Source organism: Pseudomonas sp. SJZ078 (assembly GCF_007828255.1).
Lineage (GTDB): Bacteria > Pseudomonadota > Gammaproteobacteria > Pseudomonadales > Pseudomonadaceae > Aquipseudomonas.
Window position 1 is genome coordinate 1 of the sequence record NZ_VIUG01000072.1, and the last position, 4,115, is coordinate 4,115.

Consider the following 4,115-nt stretch of genomic DNA (forward strand, 5'->3'; position numbering starts at 1 on the left):
TCCAAGGCCAGGGCGGCCGAGGACAGTGAAGATTTCCAAAACTCGGTATCCGGTAGATCGTAAGGCCGCTCCGCTTAAGTGAACAGCATTACGGCAAAGTCCGGGCTTTTTGTTACCTCCACGTTCCGCTAGGACTTAAACCAATTCGGCCAAAGAAGCCGGGTTGAAGCCCTTAAGATCGGTGTAAGCGCCATTCTCCACTTTGGCGACCCAATCCTTGTCACTCAGCAGAACACGCCCCACAGCGATCAGATCAAATTCTTCACGCTCCATGCGCTCGACGAGCCGATCCAGACTCGCAGGGGTTGATCCCATGCCGGCGAAAGCGTTAGTCACATCATTATCCAGCCCAACCGAACCGACGCTGATGGTTGTGGCGCCAGTGACCTTCTTAGCCCAGCCCGCGCAGTTCAGCCCATCCTCACCGTCGACCTCGGGAAACTCGGGTTCCCAGAAGCGCCGCTGCGAGCAATGCAGAACATCGACACCCGCCTCGACCAACGGCAGCAGCCAGTCCTCCATCAATGCAGGGGTCCCAGCCAGACGTACGCCAAAGTCCTGCTGCTTCCACTGGCTAACGCGCATGATGATCGGAAATTCGGGCCCGACCGCATGACGAACGGCCGACACGATCTCAGCGGCAAAGCGGGAGCGCTCCTTGATCGTCGGTCCGCCGTAACGATCGGTGCGCTGATTGGTGCCCGACCAGAAGAACTGATCGATCAAATAACCATGAGCCCCATGGATCTCGACCGTATCGAAGCCCAGGCGTTTGGCATCCGCCGCAGCCCTGGCGAATGCAGCCACCGTGTCTGCAATATCCTCTTCGCTCATTGCCACACCGCGCGGCTCGTTTGGCGAATTGAGACCCGATGGGCTTTCGACGGGCGCATCCGGCTCCCAACCATTGGCGTCACGCACCGCGCCGGTGTGCCAGATCTGCGGCCCCATACGACCACCGGCATGGTGAACGGCATCGATCACGTTCTTCCATCCAGCCAGCGCGGCCTCGCCGTGGAAAAAAGGAATGTTGGAAGCGTTACGCGAAGCGGGCCGATCAATGACGGTCCCCTCCGACAGGATCAACCCGACCCGGCCCTCAGCCCGCCGCTGGTAATACGCCGCGCTCCCCTCGCCGGGAACCCCTGCCGGCGAAAACTGCCTGGTCATCGGCGCCATGACAATCCGGTTTTTCAGTTCAAGCGATCGGATGGAAAAAGGACGGAATAAAACGCTGGTATCAAGGTTTGACATTGGATGGACTCGGTTTGCTTTTGGAAGTCGTATAAGTATATTTTGTAAACCAAATGTCAATTAGGCACCTAGAGTCGCCTAGGTATCCTTGAGGAAACTTCGATGCTGGAATTGAAGCCACAATGTTTCTCGTCGGAGTGCCCGAGCCGGGCGCTGTTCGACCAAATTGCAGATAAGTGGTCCATGATGGTTCTGGCGGTGCTCGATGACGGGCCGCATCGCTTCAATGCCATCAAGCGCCGCTTGGAAGGTGTCACTCAGAAGGCGCTTACCCAGTGCCTGCGGCGGCTGGAACGCAATGGCCTCGTCTCGCGCAAGATCATTTCGTTCTCGCCCGTTGCAGTGCAGTATGAGATCACTCCACTGGGGCAAACCCTGCAACAGCCGTTTCGCGAGTTGCATAAGTGGACGCTTGATAAATTGCCTGAGGTGGAGGCGGCACGGTTGAAGTTTGATGAGGCGGCACAGGTGAGCTGAGCTTTAAACGGGTACATGACCAAAATCTACCCAAAAAGACCACGCCTATATCGTCTGGTCAGAAGTGATTCCGGACCTGAATATCAGTGAAATCATCGGGTAGTTTTGCGCGGGCACAAAAAAGCCGATCTAGCTGATCGGCTCAAGTGTCTGATTTTACTCAGGAATAATGGTCGGGACGGAGTGATTCGAACACTCGACCCCTAGCACCCCATCTCCTTTTTCATACTTCTTGAAAGCTTCCAAAATTTTACTCTGGATTTTTCTAAGCTAGTATTTACTTGAGCTCCAGCGGTGTTCTGCTCTACGAGAGTCCAGTAACGTCCATCAAGAGCCGACGTTTTTGTGGGGGGAAAAGTAGGGGGAGTCTATTTCATGGCTAAAATTACCATCAAAGAACTCGAGTCGCTGACCGCCAATGATGCAGGCCGAATCCTCAGGGAGGATGGCAATCTCGCCGGTCGAATCTCAGTCCGCAAGGACGGTGTGTCGGTCAGCTTTTTCTATCGTTACCGGTGGGGCGACCAGAACAAAGAGTACGCCTGCGGAACCTGGCCGCGCAAATCCCTGACAGACATCCGCAAGGCGCGTAATCAGGCCAGAGCGCTCATTGACGAGCAGATCAATCCCAACGAACACAAGAAAACCGCCAAGGCACAGGCATACGCCGCGGCTAACGTAGAGACCGAACAAGTAAAAACGACAAAGGTGCAAACGCTGACCGTCCAGGATCTGGCCAAGGCCTGGCTGTTGGATGGCGTCGCGCGTAAAGACGGCAATGCCGAGTTGCAACGACGCTTTAACAAGGACCTTTTTCCGGCACTCGGTAAGACCGCAGTGAGCAGCGTCTCCGAACACGATGTTCGGGCGCTGATCCGTTCCGTGGTCAACCGCGGCGCTCACCGGCAAGCCATCAGCTTCTTCGCGGACCTCACTCAGATGTTCAGTTGGGCCAGAAAGCGCCAACCTTGGCGGGCGTTACTGGTTGAGGGTGATCCGACTGAACTGGTCGACATCTCCCCATTGATCCCTGCCGACTACGAAGCGGAAAGAAGCCGCATCCTTTCCCCGGCGGAGTTGTTGGAATTGCACAACCGCTTCCAGCAAATGACCGTCGATTACAACGCCCTCCCCGTCGGACAAAAGTACGAAGGCATTCGGCCGTTAAAGAAAGAAACTCAACTCGCGCTCTGGATCAGCCTGGGCACCTTGTGCCGGATTGGCGAGTTGCTGCAGGCCGAATGGAAAAATGTCGATCTGGACCAGCAGACCTGGTTCCTCCCCAGTGAAAACGTCAAGGGCACCCGGGGCAAGAAGCAGGACCACCATGTCTTCCTCTCCCCCTTTGCCCTGCATTTCTTTCAGGAACTCAAAACCCTGACGGGAGACTCCCAATGGTGCTTTCCGAACAAGCAGGATGATGGGCATGTGGACGTGAAAGTGGTGAGCAAACAGGTCGGCGATCGCCAGGCCCGGTTCAAAAACCGCAAGGCCCTCTCCAGACGGTGCCATGACGATACCCTGGTCCTTGCCGACGGCCAAAACGGCGACTGGACGCCGCATGACCTGCGCCGCACGGGCGCGACCATGATGCAGGCTTTGGGTGTCAGCCTGGACGTCATCGATCGCTGCCAAAATCATGTACTGGCCGGCTCTCGGGTGAGGCGCCACTACCTGCATCACGACTATGCCGAAGAGAAGAAGTGTGCCTGGAACCTGTTGGGCGATCGACTCAGTGCCGTTCTTTCCTCAACCTACGAGCACCCACCGACCGAGTCGATGCTGTCTTTTCCAGCGTACGCCGCCACTGGTTCTCTACATCCTTCATAAGTCAGAAACTTTACTACAGCTCCCCGATCTGCGAAACGACCTCGAATGCGTCAGCACTGCTGCTCCTTGTTACTCGGCAAATCATTCTGCCAAAAGGTAGCAGCGAAGCTAGCTCCAACCCTCCTCCTGCCCCGCATTACCAAAATTGTCCTTTGTCTTACCGCTCCTCAAATAACGCTTACACTGGATTTTCAAACCCACGATTAATCCGGTAAAGGAGCGCCCTGTGAACATGAATTGGGATGAGCGTATGCGTTCGCATCACACCTTGCGTGATTAGGCAGGCTGCCAGCTATGCGGCAGCAATTGCAATGTCTCGCTCATCCTCTGTGTGGGTAATGGTAGCCGTTCAAGTAGTGTGATTGTGTTGCCAGAACCCACTCATTTCTATGGCAGGCCCAGTACCAAGGCTTGACGTTGCGGCATCCAATTCCATTTCAAAGCAGAACGCCTAGCTGTTGGGGGATGCGGCGGAAATCTTGGACTACCTGGAGGTAGTTCATGTATTCATACGAAGACCGTATCCGAGCGGTCAAGCTCTACATCAAACTGGG

The 4,115-nt window shown here is 55.6% G+C and carries 3 protein-coding genes; 2 read left to right on the top strand and 1 reads right to left on the bottom strand.

The genetic code is table 11. The features are described 5' to 3' along the window. Positions 1-135: 135 nt before the first annotated feature. Positions 136-1,254: an NADH:flavin oxidoreductase gene (locus FBY02_RS27915; protein ID WP_144931749.1), complete on the bottom strand. Its 1,119-nt coding sequence runs from the start codon at positions 1,252-1,254 to the stop codon at positions 136-138. A 102-nt stretch (positions 1,255-1,356) separates the two neighbouring features. Here FBY02_RS27915 and FBY02_RS27920 point away from each other — a divergent pair, with 102 nt between their 5' ends. Together FBY02_RS27920 and FBY02_RS27925 are read left to right on the top strand one after the other, a co-directional pair. Further along, positions 1,357-1,731 carry a helix-turn-helix domain-containing protein gene (locus tag FBY02_RS27920; protein ID WP_144931751.1) on the top strand — a complete coding sequence of 125 codons (375 nt, stop codon included), beginning with the start codon at positions 1,357-1,359 and terminating at the stop codon, positions 1,729-1,731. 375 nt (positions 1,732-2,106) lie between these two features. Beyond that, positions 2,107-3,561 (top strand): site-specific integrase, encoded by a 1,455-nt coding sequence (locus FBY02_RS27925; RefSeq protein WP_144931753.1) that lies wholly within the window; start codon positions 2,107-2,109, stop codon positions 3,559-3,561. Positions 3,562-4,115 lie beyond the last annotated feature (554 nt).